Genomic DNA, 22,621 nt, shown 5'->3' on the forward strand with positions numbered 1-22,621 from the left:
TCCTTAGTCTGCCCCACTCAGCCGGGCCAGCGCTGCACGCCGCTCGGCCTGCTCCTGCGGGTTGGGCACGGGCAGCGAGGCGAGCAGACGTTGCGTGTACGGATGCCGGGGCGCCCCGAGCACCTCCAGGCCTGTGCCCTCTTCGACCAGCTTGCCCTTGTACAGCACGGCGATCCGGTCGGCGACGATGTCGACGACGGCGAGGTCGTGGCTGATGAACAGGGCGGCGAAGCCGAACTCTTTCTGCAGCTCGGCGAAGAGCTCGAGCACCCGCGCCTGCACCGACACGTCGAGCGCGGAGGTGGGCTCGTCGGCGATCAGCAGCGACGGCTTCAGCGCGAGGGCGCGGGCCAGGCTGGCTCGCTGGCGCTGACCGCCGGAGAGCTCGTGCGGGTAACGGTCCCCGTAGGAGCGGGGCAGCTGCACCGCCTCCAGCAGCTCGTCGACGCGGGCCCTGGCGTCGGCCGGCGAGGCCGCGTAGTGGTGGATGACGAGCGGCTCTGCCACGCAATCGGCGATGGTGAGCAGCGGGTTGAAGCTCGTCGCCGGGTCTTGGAAAACGAAACCGATGTCACTGCGGACGGGCTTGAAGTGACGCTCCTTCATGCCCCGCATCTCTTGCCCGAGCACGGAGAGCGAGCCGCCGGTGACGCGGGTGAGGCCGGCGATGGCCCGCCCGATCGTGGTCTTGCCTGATCCGCTCTCCCCCACCAGACCGAGCACCTCACCGGCGCGGATCTCCAGGGTGACCCCGTCAACGGCGACGAAGCCGGCTCGTCCGAGCCGACCCGGGTACTCGATACGCAGGTCCTCAGCGCGCACGACGGGCTTCTGCGCAGCCCACTCGATCGTGCGGCCCTCTGCCCGCCGTGCGGCGTGCACGGTGCCCTGGCCGACGTGCGGAACGGCGGCGAGCAGGCGCTTGGTGTAGTCGTCCTGCGGGTTGCTGAACAAGGTGACGGCGTCGGCCTGCTCGACGACCTTGCCGTCGTACATCACGGCGACTCGGTCGGCTAGATCGGCGACGACGCCCATGTTGTGGGTGATCAGCACGATGGCGGTGCCGAACTCGTCGCGGCAGCGGCGCAGCAGGTCGAGGATCTCGGCCTGCACCGTCACGTCGAGGGCCGTCGTCGGCTCATCGGCGACGATCAGCCCCGGGTCCAGCACGAGCGCCATCGCGATCACGACGCGCTGTTTCTGGCCGCCGGAGAACTGGTGCGGGTAGTAGTCGACCCGGGTCTCCGGGTCGGGGATACCTACCCGGCCGAGGATGTCGATGGCCTTCGCCCTGGCCTGCCGCTTGCTGTACGTGCCGTGGGCGTTGAGCCCCTCCGCGATCTGCCAGCCGACCGTGTAGACGGGGTTCAGCGCCGTCGAGGGCTCCTGGAACACCATGGCGACGTCCCGGCCGCGCACCGCGCGCAGCTGGCGCTTGTCGAGCGCGATCACGTTGCTCTCGCCGCTGCCGTCGCGGGTGCCGAGGTAGATGGCGCCGTGGGCCGTCGCGGTCTCCGGCAACAGTCCGAGAATCGTCTTCGCCGTCACCGTCTTGCCGCTGCCGGACTCCCCCACGATGGCGAGAACCTCGCCCCGGGCGACGGCGAGGCTGACGCCGTCGACGGCGCGCACGACGCCGGCATCCGTTGCGAAGCTGACGGCCAGGTTCTCGATGCTGACGACGGAGTCCCTCATGCCGTGCCCTCCATTCCCTCGTCGCCGCGCATGGCGGTGGGCTCCAGCCCACTCAGCCCGCCCGGCCCTGCAGTGAGCGTGCCGCCGGGCACGACGGATGTCTCGGCGACGGTTCCCGGCGACTGGTCGGCCGCGCGGCGACCGCGCAGGCGCGGGTCGGCGAGGTCGTTCAGGCTCTCACCGACCAGGGTGATGCCGAGCACGACGAGCACGATGGCCAGGCCGGGGAACAGCGCCGTCCACCAGATGCCGCTCGTCACGTCCGAGAGCGACTTGTTCAGGTCGTAGCCCCATTCCGCCGCCGAGGTCGGCTCGATGCCGAAGCCGAGGAAGCCGAGGCCGGCCAGGGTGAGGATCGCCTCGGAGGAGTTCAGCGTGAAGATCAGCGGCAGCGTGCGTGTCGCGTTCCGCAGCACGTGCCGGAACATGATGCGTGAGCTGGACGCTCCGAGCACCTTGGCGGATTCCACGTAGGCCTCTGACTTGATGCGCACGGTCTCGGCCCGGATGACGCGGAAGTACTGCGGGATGAACACGACCGTGATGGAGATGGCCGCGGCCAGCACGCCGCCGACCAGGTTGGACTCGCCACCGGAGATGACGATCGACATGACGATCGCGAGCAGCAGCGACGGGAACGCGTAGATGGCGTCGCACACGACCACGAGCATCCGGTCGAGCCAGCCGCCGAAGTAGCCGGAAACGAGGCCGAGCAGCACGCCGGCGAAGATCGACAGCAACACCGCGACCACGATGACGAAGATCGCCGTCTGTGCGCCCCAGATCACCCGGGAGAGCACGTCGTAGCCACCGACGGTGGTGCCGAGTGGGTGGGCGGATGACGGCGGCTGCTGTGCCCCGAACGCGACCCCGTCAGCGCGCAGCTGGCCGAACCCGTAGGGCGCGAGCCACGGGGCGAGTAGGGCGGTCAGCAGGAAGATGCCGGTGATGACGAGGCCGGCCACGAGCATGCCGCGCTGCAGCCCGACACTCTGCCGGAGCTGGTGGATGACCGGCAGCCGGCCCCAGAACTCGCGCATCTCAGTACCTCACTCGCGGGTCGATCAGCGCGGCGATGACGTCGACGATGAAGTTGGTGATCGCGACGATCACGGCCAACAGCACGACGATGCCCTGCACCGCCACGAAGTCGCGCGCCTGTAGGAACTGGGTGAGCATGAAGCCGAGGCCCTTCCACTCGAAGGTCTTCTCGGTGAGCACCGCGCCGGCCAGCAGCAGGGCGATCTGCAGGCCGATGACGGTGATGATGGGGATGAGCGCAGGCCGGTAGGCGTGCTTGCGCACGAGGCGCAACTCGCTGACGCCGCGCGATCTGGCCGCGTCGACGTACTCGGAGGAGAGCGTGCCGATGACGTTGGTGCGCACGAGGCGCAGGAAGATGCCGGCGGTGAGCAGGCCGAGTGCGAGGCCGGGCAGCACGGCATGCTGGAGCACGTCGCCCAGCACGGCCGGGTCGCCCGTCATGATGGCGTCGATCGTGTAGAAACCGGTCTTGTTCGGCAGCAACTGCATCTGCAGCTCTGCGCCGGTGGAGGCGCGGCCGGCCACAGGCAGCCAGCCCAGCCAGACCGAGAACACCAGCTTGAGCATGAGCCCAGCAAAGAAGACGGGGATCGCGTACCAGAGGATCGCGGCGACGCGGAAGGTGGCATCCGGGGCCTTGTCGCGGAAGTAGGCGGCGACCATGCCGAGCGGGATACCGACGACGAATGCCACGAGCAACGCGTAGAACGCGAGTTCGGCTGTGGCGGCTCCGTACTGGAGCAGGATGTCGATCACCGGCCGATTGCTGCTGACGGTCGTGCCGAAGTCGCCAGTGAAGATCTGGCCGAGGTACTCGAAGTACTGCACGATGAGCGGCCGGTCGTAGCCGGCCGCGTGGATGCGCTCGGCGAGTTGTGCCGGGCCCAACTTGCCGCCGAGCGACGCCGTGATCGGGTCACCTGTGCTGCGCATCAACACGAACACCGTGCTGACGAGGATGAAGATGGTGGGGAAGATCAGCAGGAACCTGATCACCAGGTAGCTACCGAGGCTGCCGTGGCCGCGTTCCGCCTTGGGGGCGGGTTTCGCGGGCGGCGGCCCCGACTCGGCCGGTTGCTGCAGCGTTGCCTGACTCATGCCTGCCTAACGGTCGGGATGGCCACGGAGGCGACTCAGCTGCGAGTCGCCTCCGTGGTCTGCGGGAGATGTGCTCCGGCCGATTCCTAGTTCTTTGCGAAGACCGCGTAACGGAACTTGAACGACGGGTCGAGCGCCTGCTCGGCGCCGGTGACGTTGTTTCCGACCACGGCCACCTGGGAACCCTGCAGGATGGGCAGCGTCGACAGGTCGGCGGCCACCTTCGTCTGGATCTCCTCGATCAGCGCCGTGCGGGCCGCGTGGTCGGGGGTAACAGCCTGCTCGAGGATCAGGTTGTTGACCTCGGGGTTGTCGTAGTGGTTGGCCAGGAAGTTGTCCTTCAGGAAGAACGGCGTCAGGTAGTTGTCGGCGTCCGAGTAGTCCGGGAACCAGCCGAGCTGGTAGGCCGGGAACAGGTCGGCGACACGGTCCTTGGAGTACTGCACCCACTCGGTGGACTGCAGGTTGATCTTGAACAGCCCGGTCGACTCCAGCTGGTCCTTGATCAGGGCGTACGCGTCGCCCCAGGACGGCCCGTAACGCTCAGAGACGTACTGCAGGTCGAGCGTGACCGGGGTGGTCACCCCTGCAGCGGCCAGCGTGGCCTTGGCCTTGTCGGCATCCGGGGCGCCGTTGCCGTCTCCGTAGAGCGTCTTGAGCGGTTCGATGGCGCCGGTCAGGCCGGTCGGCACGTAGGAGTAGAGCGGGGTGTAGGTGTCTTTGAACACCTGCGTCGCGATCTCCTGGCGGTCGACGAGGTCGGCCATGGCCTGCCGCACGGCGAGGGCCTTGGCCGGGTCGGCCTCAGAGGTGGTCGCGCCGAAAGGCTGCGTGTTGAAGTTGAACACGATGTAGGAGATCTCGCCGCCGGGGCCGTCGACGACCTTGACCTTGTCGCTGTGCTTGGTGCGCAGGTCCTCGATGTCGGTGGCGGAGAGGCTGCGGAACGCCACGTCGATGTCGCCCTCCTGCACCGAGAGCTTCAGGTTCGAGGCGTCGGTGTAGTACTTGACGTTGACGACGTCGGTTTTCGGCGCCCCCAGCAGCCCCTTGTAGTCGGGGTTGGCCTTGTAGGAGATGAGGTTGTTGAAGTCGTAGCTGACGATTGAGTACTGGCCGGCGTAGGGCTTACCCGCGATGATCTCGTCATCGGTGGTGAGCGCGTCGGCGGAGAACACCTCTTCGTCGATGATCGGCCCGGCGGGGCTGGAGAGGATCTGGGGGAAGATCTGGTCGTTGGCGAGCTTCAGCTTGAACACCACGGTGGTGTCGTCGGGCGCCGAGGTGCTGTCCAGGTTGTAGAGCAGGGATGCCGGCCCGTTGGCGTCGTTGATCTTCAGCTGGCGGTCGAAGGTGAACTTGACGTCGGAGGAGGTGAGGTCGTGGCCGTTGGCGAACTTGAGGCCCGGCTTCAGCTTGACCGTGTACTCGGTCGGGGCGGTGAACGACGCCGACTCGGCGATGTCGGGCTGCACGTCCGGGCTGCCGTAGGGGTGTTCATCAGGAACGGGTAGATCTGGTTCATCACGGCGAAGGAGCCGTTGTCGTAAGAGCCGGCAGGGTCAAGCTTGGTGACCTGCTCTGTGGTGCCGATCGTGATGGTGCCGCTGGCGCCGGGCGACGAGGTGTTGCTGCCTCCCCCGCCGGCCGAGCAGCCGACCAGCACCAGCGCGGTCGCTGTGCCCAGTGCGGCGGCGGCGAGAACGCGTTTGCCGTTCGTGGATGCGGATGTCATGTGCCTCTCCTCTTCCTGGTGCGGAATGATCTGCACCGAAAGTGAACAAGCCTCGTCGGTGCAGCGTGCTGCACAAGATTTAGCACAGGAACCGGCCCGGTTGGCGGGTGTGTCGCAATTCTTTACCGAGCCGAAACCATCGACGCACGGAGGGCTGGGGGCCGCGCACATTTCAGGCGCGGAAGGGACCCGGCCGCAACTATTCGGCGCGGAGGGCGTTGCGCTCTGCGTCGATGGCCATCAGGGCGCGCTGCAGGGTCACGGACGTCTCGCGGTCGGCCGGGTCGTTGCGCTGCAGGCGGCCGAGCAGCTCGGCCTTGTGCCGCAACAGGTCGCGGTCGATCAACGAGATGATGATGCCGCGCACGTACACGGTGAGCTCACGCTCGCTGCGCTCGGGGATCGGCGCGACCAGCAGCTGCTGCGCGAGCGGCACGACGCCCTCCGGCAACTCGGCCAGCACGGCGCCGGCCCAGCTGGCGGTCTCGAGCGGCTGGCCCTCGTCGAAGCGCACCAGCGCGGCGGCCATGGCGTCGCAGACGATGGCGAGCGACGGGTTCGTCACACTGCACTGCGTGGCACGGCCGAGCAGCGGCCGACCGGCCAGGGCGGGGTGCTGCAGCATCGCCATCAGGGCGTCCCGCTCCAGGCGGGTGGCCGGATCGCCGGGCAGGTCTGTGATCGAGTACGGCCTGGCATCCGCGGCGGCCTGCGCCTCGGCGGGCTCGGGCTGCCTCGTGGACGCCGCGCTCTCGCGCTGGGCGCGCCCGCTGGCCGCCGACACGGCGCGGGTCACCTCGTGCAGCTCCATGCCGAGCAGCCGGGCCAGCTCTCGGGTGTAGCCGGGCCGGATCGCAGGGTCACGGATGTCGGCCACGATCGGGGCGCCGGCGCGCAGGGCTCCGACGCGGCCCTCGACGGTGTCGAGGTTGAACTGGGAGAGCAGCTGCTTGATCATGAACTCGAACATCGGCTTCTTCGCGTCGATGATCGCGCGCACGGCCGCGTCGCCCTTGTGCAGGCGCAAGTCGCACGGGTCCAGGCCGTCGGGCGCGACGGCGACGTAGGTCTGGGCGGAGAAGCGCTGCTCTTCGCTGAACGCGCGCATCGCGGCCTTCTGGCCTGCGGCATCCGGGTCGAAGGTGAACACGACCTCGCCGACGCCGGCTGAGTCGCCGAGCACCCGGCGCAGCACCTTGATGTGGTCGACTCCGAAGGCGGTTCCACAGGTGGCGACGGCGGTCGTGACGCCGGCCAGGTGGCAGGCCATCACGTCGGTGTAGCCCTCGACGACGACGACCTGCCGGCTGCGCGAGATGTCACGCTTGGCCAGATCAAGCCCGTAGAGCACCTGGCTCTTGTGGTAGACCGGTGTCTCGGGGGTGTTCAGGTACTTCGGGCCCTTGTCGTCGTCGAGCAGCTTGCGCGCGCCGAAGCCGACGGTCTGGCCGGTGATGTCGCGAATCGGCCAGACGAGGCGGCCGCGGAAGCGATCGTAGACGCCGCTGGAGCCCTCACGGCTCGAGACCAGGCCGGCGATGGTGAGTTCCTCCGTGCTGAAGCCGCGGCCGCGCAGATGGTTGGTCAGCTCGTCCCAGCTCTTCGGGGCGTAGCCGATGCCGAAGCGCTCGGCCGCGAGGGCGTCGAAGCCGCGCTCACCGAGGAAGCGGCGGCCCGGGTCGGCGCCGGGGGTGCCGAGCTGCTCGGTGAAGAAGTCGGCTGCAGCCTGGTTGGCTGCGAGAAGCCGGGCACGGTTGCCGTGGTCGGTCGCAGCCCCGCCGTCTTCGTAGTGCAGTTCGAGGCCGACGCGGGCGGCGAGGCGCTCGACCGACTCGGCGAAGGTGACGTGGTCCATCTTCTGCAGGAACGAGTAGACGTCGCCAGACTCGCCGCAGCCGAAGCAGTGGTAGAAACCGACCTGCGGGCGCACGTGGAAGCTGGGGCTGCGCTCGTCGTGGAACGGGCAGAGGCCCTTCATGGAGCCCACGCCGGCGGACTTCAGGGTGACGTACTCCCCCACCACGTCGGCGATGTTTGTGCGCGCCTTGACCTCTTCAACGTCTGCTTGTCGAATTCGTCCGGCCATTGTTCAATCCTAGGCGAGCGGGGGCCACTCAGAGGCCGTCTGGCGCCGCAGCGCGCCGCCCCGCCTTCCCGTGTCGGATCGGGAGGCAGAACGCGGATCGGGAGGCAACTTTCGGCCGGAAGTTGCCTCCCGATCGTCCTTCGGCCTCCGAATCGGGCGGCACCACAGCTGCGCGTCAGCGCACCTCGTGCAACCCTTGGGCAATTGCGCGCAGGATGTCGGCCTCGACCTGTGCCCAGCCGAAGAGCACCTGGCGGTAGTCGACGCGCAGCACGGTGTAACCGAGCAACGTCAGCGCTCGGTCATGCGCGATATCTGCACCTCGCTGCGCGGCCGTTGAGTGGTGTGCGAATCCGTCGATCTGCAGCACGAGCCGCTCGCCGATCAGGCCGTCGACCCGGTGCCCGGCGATGGCGACTTGCTGCCGAACCCGGATGCCGAGCGCCCCCAGTCTGGTGATCGGAATCGTCTCGATGCCGGAGTCGGAGAGGCCGGACATCGCCTGGCGCACGGCTCGGGCTGCGCGCGTCCTGAGCTGGAGTCGTCCGAGGTGGTGCGGCGTGACAAGCTTCGAGTTCAGGGCCGAGTCCCACACCGCGAGGGCGTTCTCGAACGGTTGACACTCGGCGACGTGCACGAGCGCGTTCTCGACGGGCTCGACGAGCGCGTGGCGGGAGAGCGCGACGGGGCCGATGCTCCAGTGCATGCGCTGACCGGGCCCGACTGCGGTGTGGCCGGAACCGTGGGCGGCGCTGAAATGCTCCTGGCCGTCGGCGAGGTGCCAGAGGCCCAGCCGTTTCACCGCGCTGAGGCAGGCGAGGCGACCGCCCAGCTCGGCCGCGGCACGCAACTCAGGCGGGGCGTCCGGGAGCGCAATCCAATCGCGGCGCACCCGCCCGATCACGGCCGCGTCGACCGCGGCGCGGATGGCGTACCGGGTGAACCCGGCGCGGAGTGCTTGCTGCGTGTGGGCGATGCCGTCGCGTGCGGCCAGCCAGTGCGTGAGGGACATGCGGCCAGTCTGCGCGCCGGCATCCGCACGCTTCGGGCCGGGGCGCGCCGTGTGGACAGACGCCCTCCGAGGGCCCCTTGTGCACAAGTGCGCGAAACGGATCGGACGGCATTCGGCGGATCGGGAGGCGATTTCCGGCCGGAAACTGCCTCCGCATCTCCCGTCGGCCTCCCCATCTCGTGGGTGGCGGCGGGGGCTAGCGGGCGGCCGCGCGCCGCACGTACTCCGCGGCGGCGTCGGCTGGTACCCCGAGCTCCCGCATCCGCTCCAGGTAGTCCCGCGCGGCCTGCCGTGCCGCCCGCTCCACGGCATCTCCCCGCTCGGCGACGAAGCTGCCGAGCCGCCCCCTGGTCTCGATCAGCCCGTCGGACTCGAGGGCGCGAAAGCTGCGCGCGACGGTGTTCGGGGCGAGCCCCAGGTCGCCGGCCAGTCGGCGCACGGTGGGCAGGCGGGTGCCCGGTGCCAGCTCGCCCGTGCTGATCGCCGCGGCGAGTTGCTCTCGCAACTGCTCGAACGGGGCGCTTGCGCCACTGGGGTCGATCTGCAGCATCACGAGCCGTACGGCACGGGCTCTGGCAGCTCGGTGTTGCCGCGCGCGTGCGGCCACAGCCGGCGCTCGCTGCGCCGGCTGAGCCGCAGCCCGAACAGGGCGATCGGCAGTACGCCGAGGACCGCGAAGAGCCAGTGGTTGGCCGGCGAGTACGGCAGCAGCCAGTCCAGGGCGATGACGGATGCCGCCAACCCGAGCGCCACCGGGCAGAGCCACAGCGCATGCAGCGCGATGCCGCGCAACGCGTCATCCCAGCGCAGTTCCTCCTCGCTGCCGGCCGGCTGCGGCGCCGCCAGCAGGCGGCGGCTCAGCACGACGACGACGAGCAGGGCAACGACACAGCTGGCAGCTGCGCCGAACACCGCCGAGAGGGGCAGCACCGGCGCCCACGACGCCCCGGCACCGGAGCCGACGCCGAGCGCCGCCACCAGGGCGGCACCCAGCGCGAACACCGTCAGGCCGACCCCGCACCACACCCACGCCGGGTTCAGGTAGTCGGAGAGCCGGGGGGTCACCGCGCGCGCGACCCGGACACCCGGTGCCGCCGGGGCGGCGAACGGGCGCACGGCCGCAACCGCCCCGCCGATCGCCATCGCCGCGAAAACCAGCAGGGGCGGCAGGTATCCGCTGGACCCGCCCGGTAGCTGTCCGCCGGTCGCGAGGAGGGCAGCGCTGCCGAGCGCCAGAGCGGTGAGCCCACCGACGGTGACACCCACGGTCTCATCGCGGAAGCGTCGGTCGATCAGGCCGATGATGCGATCGGTCACCGGGATGTCCAGCCGCAGGATCAGCGCGTCGACGTGCCCGCGGCGCCGCGCGGGACTGGACCGGTACATCGCGATGCCGATGAGTCCGGCGGCCATGAAGCCGATCAATCCCCAGACAAACGGCATCCCGGCCCTCCGATTATGTGTCAAGTTTGTACCAAGGTAGTTCCTGGCGCGCACCGGCGCAAGCATCCCTAGACTGACCGCATGACTGTCGCCGCCGACTTCTCCGCCCCCTTCGCCGACCGCGTGTTCTTCGGAACCGTGCTCACCATGGATGACGAGGTGCCGGATGCCGAGGCCGTCGCCATCCAGGCCGGGCGCATCGTCGCCGTCGGCGCCCGGGCCGAGGTGGAGGCGCTGGTCGGGCCGGAGACGGTCGTGACCGAGCTGGGCGAGGCGGTGCTGCTGCCCGGCTTCGTCGAGGCGCACGGCCACCCGCTCTCCGAGGCGGTGGTGCTCGGGCCGGGCGTCGTCGACATCCGCCCCGTCGTCGTGCCGGATGCGGCCGGCGTGCTGGAGCGCCTGCAAAGCGCGATCGCCGAGGCGAACCCGGCCGGCGTCTACGCCAACGGCTGGGACTCGCTGCTGCAGACCGGGCTGCCGGAGCCGACGCTGGGCTGGCTGAACGAGCTCTCACCCGAACGCCCCCTCGCCATCCTGCACAACTCCGGGCACACCGCTTACTTCAACACCGCGGCCGCCCGCGCCGCCAGCGTCACGCGGGACACCCCCGACCCAGTCGGCGCCTCCTTCGGCCACGATGCCGCTGGCGAACTCGACGGCACGGCCGCGGAGACCGGCGCCGTCAGCATGATCTTCGGGCCGGCGCTGGCGACGCCGCCGGCCGAGTTCGTGGAGACGCTGCGGGCCGAGTTCCGACGGCTGAACGCCGCAGGAATCACCACGACCGGCGAGCTCGGCTACGCCGCGTCCAGCGGCCCCGCCATCGAGGCGGCGCGCGCGCAGGGCGCTGTGACCGCGCGGCTGCGGCTCTACGAGATGTCCGACGCCACCCGGCGGAGCGCGGCCCATCCCGGCGACGGCGACGAGCTGGTGCGCCGGGTCGGCATCAAACTGTGGGCCGACGGCTCGCCCTGGGTGGGCAACATCGCCACAAGCTTCCCCTACCTCGACACGGCGGCGACCCGCGCGCTCGGGCTCGAGCCCGGCCACCGCGGCCACGCCAACTACACGCCGGAGCAGGTGGCCGAGATCTCCGAGGCGTACTTCGCGGCGGGCTGGCAGCTGGCCTGCCATGTGCACGGCGACGACGCCGTCGACATGGTGCTCGACCAGTGGGAGGCGCTGCTGCAGAAACACCCTCGGCCTGATCACCGGCTACGCCTGGAGCACGTCGGCTCGATGACGGCCGCCCAGTTCGAGCGGGCGGCCGCCCTCGGCATCACCGCCAGCCTCTTCGTCGACCACCTGTACTACTGGGGCGACGTGCTCGTCGACGACCTGTTCGGACCGGAGCACGGCGCCGTGTGGGCCGCGGCCGGCTCGGCCACGGCATCCGGGATGCGCATCTCGTTCCACAATGACGGGCAGGTGACACCCCCGGAGCCGCTGCGCAACATCGAGATCGCGGCGACCAGGCGCAGCCGTTCGGGCCGCGTCCTCGCGCCGGAACAGCGCATCGGCGTCGAGCAGGCGCTGCGGGCCGAGACCATCGACAGCGCCTACCAGCTGTTCTCCGACCACGAGGTCGGCTCGATCACGCCGGGCAAGCTCGCCGACCTGGTCGTGCTGGCCCGCTCACCGCTGGCCGCCGACCTGAGCGCCGGCTCGATCGCCGACATCCCGGTTCTGGAAACCGTGCTCGGCGGGGTCAGCGTCTACACGGCGAAGTAGGTCGGCTAGGCCGACCGCACCAGCCGCTCGTGCCAGGCCAGTGCCGACTGGTCGGTGAGGCTGGCGACCTGGTCGACGACGACCCGCTTGCGGGCGGCGTCGTCGGATGCCGCGCGCCAATCCTCGGCGAAGCCGGGGTCGAGGTGCTCCTCGCCACTCTCATGCAGCACGGTCGCCAGCTCGGTCAGCACCTCGCGCTGCTCGGCGTAGATCGGCTGGCGGGCGTTGTGCGACATCACGAAGGCGGCGACGATGCCCTTGAGCACGGCGATCTCGGCCTGGATCTCCCGCGGCACGATGACGTCGGCGTCAAAGCGGATCAAGCTGGCCAGCGGGAACGCGGAGCGGGTCGCCTCGGTCGCCGCCTGCGCGAACCGGCCGATCAGCTGGCTGGTCAGGTTCTTCAGGCGCCCCTGGTCGCGCCGGCTGCCGTCCCAGGTGCTCGGCCAGCCGTCGAGGGAGTCGAGCCGGTCGAAGGCGGCGATGAGCTCGTCGTGGGTGTGTGCGCCGCCGATCCACTCGTACATCGATGTGACGAGGGCGTCGTGGTCGACCCGGTCGCCGAGGGCGGCGACGTCGATGTAGCCGTTGACGATGGCGTCCTCGAAGTCGTGCACCGAGTAGCCGATGTCGTCGGAGAGGTCCATCACCTGGGCCTCGATCGAGAGACGGCGTTCCGGCGCGCCTGCGCGCATCCAGTTGAAGACGGCGATGTCGTCCTTGTAAAAGCCGAACTTCGCGCGGCCACTCGGGTCGGCGACGGAGCTGGTGTCTGGCCACGGGTACTTGCAGCTGGCGTCGAGGCTGGCGCGGGTGAGGTTGAGGCCGTAGCTCTGGCCGTCCGGACCGAACACCTTCGGCTCCAACCGAGTGAGCAGGCGCAGTGTCTGGGCATTGCCCTCGAAGCCGCCGACGTCGTCGGCCCACACGTTGAGGGCCTTTTCGCCGTTGTGGCCGAACGGCGGGTGGCCGAGGTCGTGGGCGAGGCAGGCGGTGTCGACGACATCCGGGTCCAAGCCCAGGCTGGTGGCCAACTCGCGGCCGACCTGCGCGACCTCGAGCGAGTGCGTCAGTCGGTTGCGGGCGAAGTCGAGGCCGGCGGCCGGGCTGAGCACCTGCGTCTTGGCGGCCAGCCGTCGCAGGGCGCTGGAGTGAAGCAGCCGGGCGCGGTCACGGGCGAAGTCGCTGCGGCGCGAGGAGTGCTCCTCGGGCAGCCAACGCTCGGCGTCGAAGTCGTCATAGCCGCCGAACAGGCTGTTGCCGAAGGGGTGCTCAACCGCCACTGGTGTCACCCTCGCCCTCGGTCAGATTGTTGCGCTCGACGCCGTCGAGGTCGCGCGACGCCAGCCAGTTCTCGGGCAGCGCGGGCTTCTTCGGGGTGCCGGCGCGGCCGCGGGGGCCCTCGACGGCCTCGCCGGGGTACGGCAGGTCCCAGTCCAGCGTGCCGAGCAGGTCGTCCAGTGACTGCAGCGACTGCACGGTCGCCATCTTGGCGCGCAGCTCGCCGCCGACCGGGTAGCCCTTGAAGTACCAGGCGACGTGCTTGCGGATGTCGCGGCATCCGCGGTCCTCGTCTTCGAAAAACTCGACGAGAAGCTCGGCGTGGCGACGGAACGCCTCGGCCACCTGGCCGAGTGTTGGCTCGTGCCGGGTGCTCTCACCGCGGAAGGCGGCGGCGAGGTCGCCGAACAGCCAGGGGCGGCCGAGGCAGCCGCGGCCGACGACGACGCCGTCGCAGCCGGTCTCGTCCATCATGCGCAGGGCGTCGGCGGCCGACCAGATGTCGCCGTTGCCGAGGATGGGGGTGCCCGTGATCGTGCTCTTCAGCTTCTCGATCGCGGTCCAGTCGGCCTGGCCGGAGTAGAACTCGCTCGCCGTGCGGCCGTGCAGCGCGATGGAGGCCACGCCGGCGCCTTCAGCGGCCTTGGCCGCCTCGAGGTAGGTGAGGTGGTCGGGGTCGATGCCCTTGCGCATCTTGACCGTCAACGGGATGTCGCCTGCTGCCTTCACCGCGCCCTCCACGATCTGTCGGAACAGTTCGAGCTTCCACGGAAGCGCCGCGCCGCCACCCTTGCGGGTGACCTTCGGCACCGGGCATCCGAAGTTCAAGTCGATGTGATCGGCCCTGTCCTCTGCCACCAGCATGGTCACTGCCTCTGACACGGTCTTCGGGTCGACGCCGTAGAGCTGGATGGAGCGGGTGGTCTCGCTCTCGTGGTGCGTGATCAGGCGCATCGACTCGGGGGTGCGCTCCACGAGGGCACGCGAGGTGATCATCTCGCTCACGTACAGGCCGGCGCCATACTCGCGGCAGAGGCGGCGGAAGGCCGTGTTGGTGATGCCGGCCATCGGCGCCAGCACGACGGGAACGTCGAGGTCGAGCGGTCCGATCGAGAGGCGCGGTGCGGGCTTGAGCGCAGAGTTGGGGGAAGTGGAGGCAGACATGTCGTTCAATTCTCCCAGATATTCGGCAAGATTGACTCGCGTGGCACAGAGCGGCGCAGCGCGGGTCATCCCCCTGCATCGGATCTCGCTCGACGGCGATGCCAGCGGGCCCGCGCGCCCGGCTGCCGGAGGGGCAGCTCGTGCGGCTGCAGCAGATGCTGAGCGAGGACGGGGCGGCGTCACACACCTCCGCTATACAGTGGAGCGATGAGCACGCCATCCTTCGCTGAACTTGTCGGAACCGACCGGGTGCGGGCGGATGCCGCGGCGCGCAGCCTCGACGTCGAGATCATCACGCGCCCGGCCGCCGGCAGTCTGGTCGAGGCGGCCGAACTTCTCGGCATCGAGCCGTCCGGCATCGTCAAGACGCTCGTGGTGAAGCGCGCCGACGGTTCCTTCCTTTTCGCACTGGTGCCCGGCGGCCGCAAGATCTCTTGGCCGAAGCTGCGCGCCTTGGTCGGCGTGAACAAGCTGCAGCTGCCGGACGCCGCGCAGGCGCTGGCCGCAACGGGGTACGAACGCGGCACCATTACGCCGCTCGGCTCCAGCACCGAGTGGCCGGTGTACGCGGATTCCGGCATCGTCGGCCAGCGCGTCGCGATGGGCGCGGGAGCGCACGGCTTCAGCGCATTCGTCGACGCCGACGCGCTGATCGCGGCCTTCGGCGCGGTCGTGGCCGACATCAGCGAGCCCGAGTAGCGCTTCCCGGGCGCGCAAACACATAGCGCGTTCGGGAGGCCAACGTCGCATCGGGAGGCCAGCTCGGCCCCTTTTCGGCCTCCCAATCCCCCGAACGCCTCCCGACAGCGCGCGTTCTCCTGGGGTCGAGTAGGCGCGCCAGCGCGGGCAGCGGATGCCGCAGGCTGCGGCTTCCGCGGATCCGCTCAGGGCTTCGGTCGCAAGCTCTCTCAAGCCAACGGCGAGGGCAGTGCGCCTCGTCCCTTCCCCCTCTCCACGTCGGCTGAGCGAGGAACGAGCGATGCCCCGGAGCCAACCCGTTGGTCGAGTAGGCGCGCCAGCGCCGTATCGAGACCCGGTCAGCGTGTGACGCGGATCCGCTCAGGGCTTCGGTCGCAAGCTCCCTCTAGCCAACGGGAGAGGGCGACGGCCCCTACCTCTCCACGTCGGCTGAGCGAGGAACGAGCGAAGCCCCGGAGCCAACCAGTCACTAGCCTTCCCCAACTCGTTGGTCGAGTAGGCGCGCCAGCGCCGTATCGAGACCCGGCCAGCGCGCGAGCCTGCGGCTTCCGCGGATCCGCTCAGGGCTTCGGTCACAAGCTCCCTCAGGCCAACGAGAGAGAAGCGCGACGCTACGCCCCCTCAGGCCACGGGACGGGGAGGCGTATCGTGCGGCGCGCTACTCGGGCAGCGGCGCGAAGAGTTCGACGCTGTTGCCGTCCGGGTCCAGAAGGATCGCGTAGCGCTGGCCCCAGAACGCATCCCAGGGTTCCTTGTGCGCCACGGCACCGTCACCGACGAGCTCGCTGAACAGGGCATCCAGCTCGGCAGGCGAGTCGCAGAGGAACGCCGGAACCATGCGGTGGCCGCCGACGGGCGCCACCCAGTCGGGGTCGAAACTCTTGACGACGTCGATGGTGTCCCAGCCGAGACGCAGGCCGCCGGGCAGCGTCAGCTCGACGTGATCCTCGCTCTCAGCTCCTGCCGGGATCTCAAGCCCGAGCTTGCGATAAAAGTCCAGCGAGGCGGCCATGTCGGCGACGACGAAACCAATGAGATCAAGGCGAACAGTCATGGATCCACATTAACCCACGGCACTCCTGCGTTGACGGGCGGCCTGCGGAAACCTAGTCTCACTCTCGTCAGAACTGCGCTGTTCAATTTGATTTCGCGAGGTGCATCGCCATGACCGAATTCACCGTCTCCGCCCGCGGCGATCGAGTGGCCTACGACCGGCGCGGCACAGGCCCCGCGCTCATCTTCATCAGCGGCGCCGGGCCGTTCCGGGCGATGGATCCGGTCACCACCGAGACGGCGGAGCTTGCCGCCGCGCAGGGCATCACGACCATCGTTTATGACCGGCTCGGTCGAGGCGAGAGCGCGGTGGAAGGGCGCATCGACCTCGACAGAGAGCTCGCGGCCGTGGCGGCGCTGCTCGAGGTTGCCGGCGGCAGCGCCGTGCTGTGCGGCCACTCCTCCGGCTGCTCGATCGCGCTGGCCGCCGCAGCCCGCGGCCTGCCGGTCACCGGTCTTGCCCTGTGGGAGGCACCACTCGGTCCGCAGGACGGCGGCGCCCGCGAATGGGCGGCGGAAGTCGACCGCCTGCTGGAGGCCGGCGACCTCGACGGCGCGCTCGTGCACTACATGAAGGACATCCCGCCGGAGTACCTCGCGGGGTGGCGACAGTCCCCCACCTTCGCGGCGATGGTCGCCAACGCCGGCAGCCTCCGCCCGGATGGCGAGTCGCTGGCCTGGGCCGAGTCCGGGCCGCACGCCGAGCTGTTCGCCGGCATCCGCGTGCCCGTGCAGGTCATGGTGGGCATGGAGACCCTGCCAATCATGCTCAGCGCCGCCGACGCCATCGTCGCGGCAATCCCCGGTGCCGTGCAGAAACGGATGCCGGGCGCCCAACACGAGTGGGAGGCCGCGCCCATGGCGGCAGAGCTCGCCGCGTTCGTCACGGTCGCAAGCGCAGGCACAACAGACGCAAAACGGGGCACCGCCTGAATGGCGATGCCCCGTGATGGATGGTCGATGCTTAGGCGCAGCAGCCTCCGCCGCAGCAGCTTGCACCCTCGGCCGGGGCCGAGGCGTTGGTCAGCTGGATGAGCGGCTTGAGCGTGACAGCCTCGACGGCCGGGTTGACCGGAGTGGTGATGGTGGTTTCGCTCATGCGGAGATCTCCTCGGCTCGTTCGCTCCGCACCTGCTGCAGAACTTGTGCAAACGTATCAGGGTCCTGCGCACCGGAAACGCCGTACTTGCCATCGATAACGAAGAACGGCACGCCGTTGATGCCGAACTGCTGGGCCTGCGCCTGATCGGCCCGCACGGCGGCGAGGTACTCGTCCTCGTTCAGCGCACGGAGCACGTCGGCTCGGTCCAGGCCGAGCTCTGCGCCGAGGTCGGCGAGGTCCTCGGCGCGGCCGAGGTGGCGGCCCTCGGTGAAGTAGGCGCTGAACAGTCGCTCGGCGGCCTGCAGCTGGATGCCCTGTGCCTTGGCGTAGTGCAGCAGCTGGTGTGCCTTGACGGTGTTGGTGTGCTTCAGGATGTCGAAGTTGTACTCGAGGCCGACGGTCGCAGCCACGCCGGTGACCTGCTCGAGCATGCCGCGCAGCTGCTCAGCAGGCATGCCCTTGTGGGTGGCGAGGAAGTCGATCTCGCTGCCCTCGAAGTCCACCGGGGTGTCGGGGGCGAGTTCGTAGCTGTGGTACTCGACGATCACCTCAGGCGCGTCGGCATCCTTCTGGAATGCGGCCACTCCGCCCTCGAACTTGCGCTTGCCGATGAAGCACCAGGGACAGGCGATGTCTGACCAGACGTCGATCTTGATGGGTTCACTCATAGTGCAGGCCAACGTATGCCCGGCGCCGCATATTCCCGAACGCCCAGCAAGCCCGACTACAGTTGAACCGCCATGGCAAACAAACTCAATCCGCACCCCGACATCCCCCTCGATCTGCCGACCGGCGAGCGTCTGAACTCCGCCGTCGAGCACTACGGTGCCGACGTCGTCGCCCAGAACGCCATCGCCCTGCTGCGCGGCAAGAACGCCGGCAAGGACTTCCTGCTCTACGCCGGCGGACGCCACGCGCTCGGCATCCTCGACGGCGCCCCCGCCCTGTACTGGCCGGAGCTCTGGGGCGCCCGCGCCCTGCTGCACGTCTGGGACGACGCGGCAGCCCCGTACGTCGTCGTCGGACTCGGCAACCAGGCTTGGCGCATCCGCGAGATGTGCGCCCGCGTGGTGCAGCTGCGCGGCCTCCAGGTCGCCGACAAGCTGGTGCGATTGACCACCGATGAGAACCCGCGCGTGCGCGCCGCCGCGCTGCACGCCCTCGGCGCGCAGGGCACCGCAGAGAACCTGCCGACCATCGAGCAGCGCCTGCGCGACTCGGAGAAGGCCGTGCGCGTTGCAGCCCAGCAGGCCCGCGACGCACTCAACGCCCGGCTGGCCGAAGCAGAATAGTCAGACCCATGCACTGAGGCCGGCATCCATTGGATGCCGGCCTCAGTGCGTTTAACCTCAGTGCGTTGAAGGGGGATCTCAGCTGACGCCGGCGGCCCGTTCCTCGCTCACCTGGGTCAGGGCCTGCGCGAACGACGCCGGGTCCTGGGCGCCGGAGATGCCGTACTTGCCGTCGATCACGAAGAACGGCACACCCTGGATGCCGAAGGCGCGCGCCTGTGCGACATCGGCCTTCACATCGGCCAGGAACTCGTTCTGCTCGAGCGACCGCACCACGTCGGCGCGGTCGAAGCCGAGCTCGGCGGCCAGGTCGGCCAGATCCTCGATGCGCCCGACGTGGCCGCCATCGACGAAGTACGCCTTGAGCAGCGCCTCCTTCATCTCGAGCTGGCGCCCCTTCGACTTGGCGTAGTGCAGCAGCTCGTGCGCCTTGACGGTGTTGGTCTGGTGCACGGCGTCGTAGTCGTACTCCAGGCCGACCTGGGCGGCGATGTTCGTCACGTTCTGCAGCATCTGTTCGACCTGGGGCAGCGGCATGCCCTTGCGCTGGCTCAGGTACTCGGCCGGGCTGCCGTCGAAGTCAACCGGGGTATCGGGAGCCAGCTCGAAGCTGTGGTATTCGATCTCGACGTCGCCGCCGAACTGGGCGACACCAGCCTCGAACTTGCGCTTGCCGATGTAGCACCACGGGCACTGAACGTCGGACCAGATATCTACTTTGATGGTTTCACTCACTCGTGCCGAAACAGCCGACACGGGGAACGTATTCCCCGCCTATGCGCTTGGAGCGTCGACAGCCCCGCCGAAGCGCCGGTTGCGGGCGGCGTACAGTTCGACGGCACGCCACAGTTCCTCGCGGGTGAAGTCCGGCCAGAGCGTGTCGAGGAAGACCATCTCGGCGTAGGCGGACTGCCAGAGCAGGAAGTTGGAGGTGCGCTGCTCGCCCGAGCTGCGCACGAAGAGGTCGACGTCGGGCATCTCCGGGTTGTAGAGGCGCTTCGCGATCGCCTTCTCGGTGACGGCCGATGGCTTCAGTCGGCCCGCCGCGACATCGTCTGCGATCGAGCGCACGGCATCCGTGATCTCGTTGCGCCCGCCGTAGTTCACACACATGGTGAGCGTCATGGTCGAGTTGCCCGCGGTGAGCTTCTCGGCGAACTGCAGCTCATTGATGACGGATGCCCAGAGCTTCGGCTTCCGGCCCGCCCAGCGGATCCGCACACCCCACTCGTTCAGCTGGTCGCGGCGGCGGTGCAGCACGTCGCGGTTGAAGCCCATCAGGAAGCGCACCTCGTCGGGCGAGCGCTTCCAGTTCTCGGTTGAGAAGGCGTACACACTCAGGTGTTTGACGCCGATCTGGATGGCGCCGGCGACGACGTCGAGCAGCGCCGCCTCCCCCGCCTTGTGCCCCTCGACCCGGGTCAGCCCGCGGGCGTTCGCCCAGCGGCCGTTGCCGTCCATCACGATGGCGACGTGTTCCGGAACCGCCTTGGCCGGGATGGCCGGCGGGTAGACGCCGGTCCAATCCAGCGGGCGGAACGGCACGGCATCCTTGTGGGTGAAGGGTTTCGGGGTCATACGCTGCTTTCTCGCGAGACGTGGGAGAGCGAGCGCAGCCCGCGCTCAAGGTGCCACTGTGTGTAGGCGGAGACGACGCCGCTGGCCCTGGCTGCCGTGTTCTCCGGTGCGGCATCGGCGACCGCCCAGTTTCCCTCCAGCAGCGCGCCAAGCAGGCCGATGGTCTCTGTGTCGAGGCGGGGCGAGCCGGGCGGGGCGCAGTCGGCGCAGACGACACCGCCGACTTGGACGATCATGTGGTCATGCGGGCCGACCAGGCCGCAGCGGGCGCAGTCGTGGAAGCTCGGTGCCCAGCCGGCCATCGAGAGGGCACGCAGCAGGTAGGAGTCCAGCGTGAGGCTGGCGTTGTGCTCACGGCGGGAGAGCGAGCGCAGGGCGCCCACCAACAGCAGGTACTGCTGCAGCGAGCCCTCCGACTCGGTCAGCCTGTCGGCCGTCTCGACCATCGCGGTCGCCGCCGTGTAGCTCGGGTAATCCTCGGCGATCAGCGCGCCGTAGGCACCCAGCGTCTCCGCCTGGGTGATCACGTCGAGGGTTCGGCCCTCGTACAGCTGCAAGTCGGCGACCATGAAGGGCTCCAACCGGGAGCCGAACTTCGAGGCGGTGCGCCGCACACCCTTGGCGACGGCCCGCACCTTGCCGTGCTGCCGGGTCAGCAGCGTGACGATACGGTCGGCTTCACCCAACTTGTGGGTGCGCAGCACGACGGCTTCATCACGATAAACGGGCACAGTCAATTATCCCCTGCTTTCGCCGCTAGAGTCGCTGCGTGAGCGAGTCGAGCGCAATGAGACCCCCCGGCACCGTGTTGGTCACCGGCGGCACGGGCACACTGGGACGCGCGGTGGTGGCCGCACTGCGGGAGCGCGGTGAGGCGCCGCGCGTGGTGAGCAGACGGCAGGGCGCCGGGCTGACCACGGCCGACCTCCGCACCGGCGTCGGTCTTGCCGCAGCCCTGGACGGCGTGGACACGGTGTTCCACCTAGCCACGAACAATCGCGACGACCTCGATATCAGCCGGGGCCTGCTGGATGCCGCCCGCGCCAGCGGCACGCCGCCCCGCCTGGTATACATCTCGATCGTCGGCGTCGACGACATCCCGCTCCCCTACTACCGCGGCAAGCTCGCCGTCGAGCGCGCCATCGAGGGCTCCGGGCTGCCGTTCGCGATCCTGCGGGCCACCCAGTTCCACCCGTTCATCGAGCGCCTGTTCACTACCCAGAGGGCACTTCCCGTGCTGTTCGCCCCGAACTTCTCCGCGCAACCCATCGCCGTCGAAGAGGTGGCCGGGCGCCTGATCGAGCTGGCGGATGCCGGGAGCACCGGCCGCGCGGCCGACATAGGCGGCCCAGAGGTGCTCAGCCTGCGCGAGCTCGCCCTGCAGTACCGGGCCGCGAGGGGCGGCCGCCGGCCGGTCGCGCCGCTCGCGCTGCCGGGCGCGACGGTGCGCGCATATCGGGCGGGACACAACCTGGTTCCCGGCCCGCCATTCGGCCGGCAGCGCTTCGGCGAATACCTCGCCTCGCGCTTTGGTATACATGGAGCATGAGCGTCACGCCCTTCGTCATCCCCCTCTGGCTCGACCTGACCGCGGTCGCCGTCGGAGCGATTCAGGGTGCCATGTTCTCCGCGCGCATGAAGGACCGTCGGATCGACCTGCTCGGCATTGCGATCATCGGTGTCGTCGTCGGGCTCGGCGGCGGTCTGCTGCGTGACCTGCTGATCAACCAGTTGCCGGCCGCCATGGCCAGCAACTGGTACCTGCCGGTGGCCACCGCATTCGCCTTGATCGGCATGGCGCTGGTGCGCCTGTTCGACAAGCTGAACCCCCTGATCATCGGGCTGGATGCCGTCACCATCGGCCTGTTCGCCGCGATCGGGGTCACCAAGGCCCTCGCCTACGGCGTGCCGGAGGTGCCCGCGGCCTTCGTCGGGGTGCTGAGCGCCGTCGGCGGCTCGATCCTGCGCGACATGATGCTGAACCTGCCGATCGCACTCATGCACGTCGGCTCGCTCTACGCCGTCGCGGCCGGCGTCGGCTGCACGCTGCTTGTGATCATGGCGTCCTCCGGCGTGCAGATCACGCTCGCCGGCATCATCTGCGTGCTCGTGGTGACCGTCATCCGCCTGCTCGCCGTGCGCTTCGGTTGGAGCTTGCCGGAGCAGCGTGCCATCGCCAGCTGGCCGCGCTGGCGCCGCGCCTAAACCATCACAACAGGGGGAAAATAATGCGAAAGCAGCTACTCGCCACGCTGTCCATCGCCGTGCTCGGCCTCGGCCTGACCGGCTGTTCCGGCGCACCGGAGACGGGCACCGTCACCGTCGAGGTGCGGGCGGATTCCGCCACCGGGGCCGCGCAAACGCTCGACGTCGAGGTGCGTGACGCCCACGGCACGGTACTGGTGCAGGAGACGCTGAGCTCCGGCACCACTCGCGCCTTCGACGGCATCCCGTTCGGCGAGATCACGATCGACGCCGCCGGCCTCTGCGAGTTGGGCACGACCCTCAGCAGCACCGGGGCGACCGCGATCTTCGAGCCGAAGCACTGCACGATCGCCTAGCGCCGCGAGGGCGCCTAGTGCTACTAGTCGCGTTGATGGGGCCGCGC

The 22,621-nt window shown here is 69.3% G+C and carries 22 protein-coding genes and 1 pseudogene; 7 read left to right on the top strand and 16 right to left on the bottom strand.

Annotated features, from left to right (window positions below; genetic code table 11):
- Nucleotides 1-3: 3 nt before the first annotated feature.
- The 8 genes and pseudogenes from AWU67_RS06945 to AWU67_RS06980 form a co-directional block, all read right to left on the bottom strand.
- The gene (locus tag AWU67_RS06945) at nucleotides 4-1,695 is read right to left on the bottom strand and encodes an ABC transporter ATP-binding protein (protein ID WP_067227325.1); all 1,692 of its coding nucleotides are present in this window, start codon (nucleotides 1,693-1,695) and stop codon (nucleotides 4-6) included.
- Nucleotides 1,692-2,735, bottom strand: coding sequence for an ABC transporter permease (locus AWU67_RS06950; RefSeq protein ID WP_067227326.1), 1,044 nt, complete (start codon nucleotides 2,733-2,735; stop codon nucleotides 1,692-1,694). The genes AWU67_RS06945 and AWU67_RS06950 overlap by 4 nt, the downstream gene beginning before the upstream one ends.
- A 1-nt stretch (nucleotide 2,736) precedes the next feature.
- Nucleotides 2,737-3,837, bottom strand: a complete 1,101-nt coding sequence (locus AWU67_RS06955; protein WP_067227327.1) for an ABC transporter permease — start codon at nucleotides 3,835-3,837, stop codon at nucleotides 2,737-2,739.
- Between the two features lie 86 nt (nucleotides 3,838-3,923).
- Nucleotides 3,924-5,572 (bottom strand): annotated as a pseudogene (locus AWU67_RS06960) (ABC transporter substrate-binding protein).
- A gap of 199 nt (nucleotides 5,573-5,771) precedes the next feature.
- Nucleotides 5,772-7,658 carry a DNA primase gene (gene dnaG, locus AWU67_RS06965; protein WP_067227328.1) on the bottom strand — a complete coding sequence of 629 codons (1,887 nt, stop codon included), beginning with the start codon at nucleotides 7,656-7,658 and terminating at the stop codon, nucleotides 5,772-5,774.
- Nucleotides 7,659-7,833: 175 nt separating this feature from the next.
- Nucleotides 7,834-8,670 (bottom strand): endonuclease domain-containing protein, encoded by an 837-nt coding sequence (locus tag AWU67_RS06970; protein ID WP_067227329.1) that lies wholly within the window; start codon nucleotides 8,668-8,670, stop codon nucleotides 7,834-7,836.
- A gap of 196 nt (nucleotides 8,671-8,866) precedes the next feature.
- Nucleotides 8,867-9,220, bottom strand: a complete 354-nt coding sequence (locus tag AWU67_RS06975) for a GntR family transcriptional regulator (protein WP_067227330.1) — start codon at nucleotides 9,218-9,220, stop codon at nucleotides 8,867-8,869.
- Nucleotides 9,220-10,113, bottom strand: coding sequence for a hypothetical protein (locus tag AWU67_RS06980; RefSeq protein ID WP_067227331.1), 894 nt, complete (start codon nucleotides 10,111-10,113; stop codon nucleotides 9,220-9,222). Before AWU67_RS06980 ends, AWU67_RS06975 begins: the two co-directional genes overlap by 1 nt.
- Before the next feature lie 81 nt (nucleotides 10,114-10,194).
- On the opposite strand from AWU67_RS06980, the gene AWU67_RS06985 reads away from it, so the two are divergent.
- A complete protein-coding gene (locus AWU67_RS06985; RefSeq protein WP_067227332.1) occupies nucleotides 10,195-11,844 on the top strand; it encodes an amidohydrolase in 1,650 nt (549 codons plus the stop codon).
- Between the two features lie 5 nt (nucleotides 11,845-11,849).
- Here the strand turns inward: AWU67_RS06985 and AWU67_RS06990 are convergent, their stop codons facing one another.
- Both AWU67_RS06990 and dusB read right to left on the bottom strand, forming a co-directional pair.
- A complete protein-coding gene (locus AWU67_RS06990; RefSeq protein ID WP_067227333.1) occupies nucleotides 11,850-13,127 on the bottom strand; it encodes a deoxyguanosinetriphosphate triphosphohydrolase in 1,278 nt (425 codons plus the stop codon).
- Nucleotides 13,117-14,289, bottom strand: coding sequence for a tRNA dihydrouridine synthase DusB (gene dusB, locus AWU67_RS06995; RefSeq protein WP_067227334.1), 1,173 nt, complete (start codon nucleotides 14,287-14,289; stop codon nucleotides 13,117-13,119). The genes AWU67_RS06990 and dusB overlap by 11 nt, the downstream gene beginning before the upstream one ends.
- A 207-nt stretch (nucleotides 14,290-14,496) precedes the next feature.
- Here dusB and AWU67_RS07000 point away from each other — a divergent pair, with 207 nt between their 5' ends.
- Nucleotides 14,497-14,988: an aminoacyl-tRNA deacylase gene (locus AWU67_RS07000; protein WP_067227335.1), complete on the top strand. Its 492-nt coding sequence runs from the start codon at nucleotides 14,497-14,499 to the stop codon at nucleotides 14,986-14,988.
- A gap of 658 nt (nucleotides 14,989-15,646) precedes the next feature.
- Here the strand turns inward: AWU67_RS07000 and AWU67_RS07005 are convergent.
- Complete coding sequence (locus AWU67_RS07005; protein WP_067227336.1) at nucleotides 15,647-16,042, bottom strand: VOC family protein; 396 nt, start codon at nucleotides 16,040-16,042, stop codon at nucleotides 15,647-15,649.
- A 110-nt stretch (nucleotides 16,043-16,152) separates the two neighbouring features.
- Between AWU67_RS07005 and AWU67_RS07010 the strand changes: the two genes are divergently transcribed.
- Nucleotides 16,153-16,974, top strand: coding sequence for an alpha/beta fold hydrolase (locus tag AWU67_RS07010; protein ID WP_067227337.1), 822 nt, complete (start codon nucleotides 16,153-16,155; stop codon nucleotides 16,972-16,974).
- Between the two features lie 31 nt (nucleotides 16,975-17,005).
- On the opposite strand, the gene AWU67_RS17830 is transcribed toward AWU67_RS07010, so the two are convergent.
- On the bottom strand, nucleotides 17,006-17,140 hold the full coding sequence (locus AWU67_RS17830) for a hypothetical protein (protein WP_257720961.1): 135 nt from the start codon (nucleotides 17,138-17,140) through the stop codon (nucleotides 17,006-17,008).
- Nucleotides 17,137-17,811, bottom strand: a complete 675-nt coding sequence (locus tag AWU67_RS07015) for a DsbA family oxidoreductase (protein ID WP_067227338.1) — start codon at nucleotides 17,809-17,811, stop codon at nucleotides 17,137-17,139. The genes AWU67_RS17830 and AWU67_RS07015 overlap by 4 nt, the downstream gene beginning before the upstream one ends.
- Before the next feature lie 72 nt (nucleotides 17,812-17,883).
- On the opposite strand from AWU67_RS07015, the gene AWU67_RS07020 reads away from it, so the two are divergent.
- Nucleotides 17,884-18,435, top strand: a complete 552-nt coding sequence (locus AWU67_RS07020) for a HEAT repeat domain-containing protein (RefSeq protein WP_067227339.1) — start codon at nucleotides 17,884-17,886, stop codon at nucleotides 18,433-18,435.
- A gap of 78 nt (nucleotides 18,436-18,513) precedes the next feature.
- Here the strand turns inward: AWU67_RS07020 and AWU67_RS07025 are convergent, their stop codons facing one another.
- The 3 genes from AWU67_RS07025 to recO are packed head-to-tail and all read right to left on the bottom strand — an operon-like array spanning nucleotide 18,514 to nucleotide 20,744.
- On the bottom strand, nucleotides 18,514-19,170 hold the full coding sequence (locus AWU67_RS07025) for a DsbA family oxidoreductase (protein ID WP_067227340.1): 657 nt from the start codon (nucleotides 19,168-19,170) through the stop codon (nucleotides 18,514-18,516).
- A gap of 39 nt (nucleotides 19,171-19,209) precedes the next feature.
- Nucleotides 19,210-20,013, bottom strand: a complete 804-nt coding sequence (locus tag AWU67_RS07030) for an isoprenyl transferase (RefSeq protein ID WP_067227341.1) — start codon at nucleotides 20,011-20,013, stop codon at nucleotides 19,210-19,212.
- A complete protein-coding gene (gene recO, locus AWU67_RS07035; RefSeq protein WP_067227342.1) occupies nucleotides 20,010-20,744 on the bottom strand; it encodes a DNA repair protein RecO in 735 nt (244 codons plus the stop codon). The genes AWU67_RS07030 and recO overlap by 4 nt, the downstream gene beginning before the upstream one ends.
- A 38-nt stretch (nucleotides 20,745-20,782) precedes the next feature.
- On the opposite strand from recO, the gene AWU67_RS07040 reads away from it, so the two are divergent.
- From AWU67_RS07040 to AWU67_RS07050, 3 genes are read left to right on the top strand one after another with little or no spacing between them, the layout of a single operon-like run.
- The gene (locus tag AWU67_RS07040) at nucleotides 20,783-21,562 is read left to right on the top strand and encodes an SDR family oxidoreductase (protein ID WP_234407384.1); all 780 of its coding nucleotides are present in this window, start codon (nucleotides 20,783-20,785) and stop codon (nucleotides 21,560-21,562) included.
- Nucleotides 21,559-22,218 (top strand): trimeric intracellular cation channel family protein, encoded by a 660-nt coding sequence (locus AWU67_RS07045; RefSeq protein ID WP_067227344.1) that lies wholly within the window; start codon nucleotides 21,559-21,561, stop codon nucleotides 22,216-22,218. The genes AWU67_RS07040 and AWU67_RS07045 overlap by 4 nt, the downstream gene beginning before the upstream one ends.
- 23 nt (nucleotides 22,219-22,241) lie before the next feature.
- Nucleotides 22,242-22,574: a hypothetical protein gene (locus AWU67_RS07050; protein WP_067227345.1), complete on the top strand. Its 333-nt coding sequence runs from the start codon at nucleotides 22,242-22,244 to the stop codon at nucleotides 22,572-22,574.
- Nucleotides 22,575-22,621: the final 47 nt, after the last annotated feature.

The organism is Microterricola viridarii, from assembly GCF_001542775.1.
Classification (GTDB): Bacteria; Actinomycetota; Actinomycetes; order Actinomycetales; family Microbacteriaceae; genus Microterricola; species Microterricola viridarii_A.